Below are 3414 nucleotides of genomic sequence, written 5' to 3' on the forward strand. Positions count from 1 at the left end.
ACGTAAGGGAGTACTCGGGATGGAGACGGTACCGCTTGAACCATTGAACTCTCTGACAATCCCCTATTCGGAGATTGAAATATTCGACTTTACGATGTTATATCCGGTGCGCAAAAAGACCGTGTTTTAATACTCAAGTCAAAGAAGCTAGTTCATATCATTAGTGTTTTCTTAAATAGGGGGAATCGTGCAGAATGTACGAAATAGTGTTTTTTGATGTTGATGGTACATTATACAGTGAAGTGGATAGAGTAATCCCTAATAGTACAAAAGTGGCTATTAAGAGACTCCATGAAGAATGTATTAAGGTCGTAGTCGCAACTGGTAGACCTCATAATTTATGTGAAGAACTAGTTTCACTAGGTATTGATACATTAATCTCATCTAATGGTGCGCTTGTGAAAAACCAAAAAGAAGTTATTTATAAGTCAGTATTATCTCAAAAGACGGTTCATGAACTATCGAGTTTTGCTGAGGTACATGGACACGGAATTTCATATTTTACAGATTCTATTTCAATGAATGGTATCGGTGTAGAAGAGAAACGTGTTAGAAAAGCTTTAGTAGAGACCCTTGGACTTGTCGATTATCCTAGCAAATTAAACACACTTCCAGAGGAGATTTACTGTATATGTTTATATGCTGATGAGAGTGAAGCTGAGAAATTTATAGATAACTTTCCACACCTTCAGTTTGTACGTTTCCACCGTTATGTAATGAACGTCCTTGAAACTAAAATTGTATCTAAATCGGAAGCAATCAAAGAAGTGCTAGATTATTACAAAATTGATGTTTGCCATTCGATTGCATTTGGTGATGGTGGAAACGACTTGGATATGTTAGAGTTTGTTGGTTTGGGGATTGCTATGGGAAACGGCGATGAAAAGCTTAAGCAAAAAGCAGATTTCGTAACCAAGAAAGCTAGCGAAGATGGTATCCACTATGCTCTGACTCAGTTTGGAATCATATAATTCAGCTATCCATCATTTTTTAATTTCGTAGTCATTGAGGGACAGGTAAAAGGTGTAACTCATTCAGGAGATGCATTTCCGACAACGTGAATTCGTAGAACCTCTTTATTAAAGACCAAGAAGATAATTCTTGGTCTTTTCCGCGTTTTAGGATTCAAATAGCAATTGTTTCATTTCAATGAACATGGTTGGTTTTATTATTGAGTTAATGGATGGCGACATTTAGTTAATAAGCTACTACTATGATTATATAAAGACATTAGAAGTTGCGAGGTTCCCGATGAAGCAATTACATATGACAATATGGCTCTGGGCACGAATATTACTTGCTATTGCTCTTGTGATAGTTCTTTTTTCAAGGCATCCAGAGCCAAAAGCAGATATTAAATTTGAACGATTACAGTGGGCAGGTGAAGCAGAATCTTGGTTGGAAACGCATAGGGGTACGAGTTCTATTCAAGAGATGGGACTGATTCCTGAACTAATTTTAGATCATTTGAATCCTAATTCTCGGTTACAATTAAGCCTGCGACTAAAGCCAATCATTGAACACGATAGCCCGAAAGTGCACCCTATTGGTAGTGGTGTATTGATACATGGGAATGAAAAAATATCTATTCAGGTAAATGCTAACTCAATATTAACTAAAGAAAAATTATCAGATGGTTCTGTTTATATGTATGGAACAGTGGACGCAATTTTAAATAAAAAATCCAGACAGACAAATGTATCTCTGCATATCGCTGGACTCATGGGTTCGGATGAATTTGAAATTAGATATCCTTACGCTGACAAAGAAGGTTACATTATATTTGGAAAAGGAATTCATACACATCTTGATGAAATTTCAAAGATACACGAATACTTAGGGGAGTAGAATCAGCTCACCTACGCTTTTATATTCYCACAAAAAGCCTTCATTCTATCAACTCACGTAGTGCTCTAGCAAATTTGGCTATCCCGAGCTCAATTTCCTCCGGTTTCGTTCTGGCGAATGTAAATCGCACGTAACCCAGATCGGAACCATACACGCTACCAGGTACAAATACAATTCCATTCTTAATTGATTCTTCCAATAATTTACCATCTGAAATATTCGGTTTCAATTTACACCACAAATGTAAGCCTCCTGCTGGTACTGTGTATTCAATTAGACCAGAAAGCTCCTTCTCTAGAGAGTTGATGAGTAAATCCCGTTTAAATTGAAGCTGGATACGCAATCGTTCCAAATGAGGAGCAAAGTAAGATGACTGTAAAAACTGGCCCGCAATCTGCTGTGGAATGATGCTTAATCCAAAATCCATCTGTTGTCTAGCGTCGGCTAGCCGTTCCACAATAGAACGAGGCGCTACCATCCAGCCTATCCGTAAGCCGGAAGCTGCGATCTTGGAGAATGAGCCAATATATAGAACAGAACCCATAGTATCCATTGATTTCAGAGGCAAAGGAGGGACGCCTTCATAAGAAGTTAAGCTATATGGATCATCTTCCACAACAGGAAGTCCTAGTTCACAAATGACATCAAGCAGATGCTTACGCCTTTCATCGCTTAGTAATGTTCCAGTTGGGTTCTGATAATTTGGATTCAAGAACACCATCTTAATGCGATGTTTTTTGTATAAATAACGTAACCCAAATAGGATGTATACGCGTTTGTACTCATTAACTCCGCGATTTCATCTGTCGGAGCTAAATCAGCCGATAGTTCACCGCTTGCAAAATCGATCAGTGATGGATTCTGAGTTAATGCTTCGCGGATCCTCCGCAGAAAAGGTAGGTTAGGTAGAAAATTTCCTCCTTCGGCAAATCGACTCCAGTTCGGAGTATGCTTCGGAGTTGCCCCCCATTTGGATGTACTCACCCGAGTTCCACTGCCACTACGGCTTTCGATAATTCCCATGGACCGAAGTTCCGCGAATGCCGAAATGACGGTGCTGCGGTTCACATCAAATTGTTCAGCTAGTTTCCGTTCAGAGGGCAGTAAACTCCCCGGGGGAAACTCTCCAAATGAAATTCTTTGCTCGAGATGGTCGGCAATTTGCTCGTATAGAGCTTTTTTACTAGTACGATCAGGTTTCCACATCTTAAATCCCCTTGAATATTCATATTCATTCAAATCAGCCAAACTTTAAATTTTATCATACCATTTATCTAAGAGAAATAACCGATGTTTTCCACTTTATCATTTAGTATTCTGTGAACATGGTGGGGTTCTCGCCCTTTTAATTGGATGGTTAAATACTTAGAAGGTGACTAGTGGATGGCATAAAAAACTTATTGATTGGTTGGTTACATTCGTTCTCTTCAATTTTATGATATTCATAAGTGTTTTACGATTGATGTCATAAACCGTGGAAAGGAGTTGGACCAGTTGGCAGCTTTGATATCTTTTATTATGCTTTGTACTGCGCTTGTAGCAAGCCCTTTGCTTGTTGCTATAGGC

The 3414-nt window shown here is 38.8% G+C and carries 2 protein-coding genes and 1 pseudogene; 2 read left to right on the forward strand and 1 reads right to left on the reverse strand.

Translation table 11 applies throughout. The features are described 5' to 3' along the window. Positions 1-194: 194 nt before the first annotated feature. Together AC1DUA_RS33220 and AC1DUA_RS33225 are read left to right on the forward strand one after the other, a co-directional pair. Entirely contained in the window at positions 195-971 is a 777-nt protein-coding gene (locus tag AC1DUA_RS33220) for a Cof-type HAD-IIB family hydrolase (protein ID WP_477503798.1), read from the forward strand. A gap of 280 nt (positions 972-1251) precedes the next feature. Beyond that, positions 1252-1848: a hypothetical protein gene (locus AC1DUA_RS33225; RefSeq protein ID WP_477503799.1), complete on the forward strand. Its 597-nt coding sequence runs from the start codon at positions 1252-1254 to the stop codon at positions 1846-1848. A gap of 40 nt (positions 1849-1888) precedes the next feature. On the opposite strand, the pseudogene AC1DUA_RS33230 reads toward AC1DUA_RS33225, so the two are convergent. Next, positions 1889-3054 (reverse strand): annotated as a pseudogene (locus AC1DUA_RS33230) (aminotransferase-like domain-containing protein). Positions 3055-3414 lie beyond the last annotated feature (360 nt).

The organism is Paenibacillus sp. 01T422 (genome assembly GCF_056398785.1).

Bases quoted from the DNA above. Each gene is read 5' to 3' on its own strand.
- AC1DUA_RS33225 (WP_477503799.1), top strand. From the start codon at position 1,252: ATGAAGCAATTACATATGACAATATGGCTCTGGGCACGAATATTACTT.
- AC1DUA_RS33220 (WP_477503798.1), top strand. From the start codon at position 195: ATGTACGAAATAGTGTTTTTTGATGTTGATGGTACATTATACAGTGAA.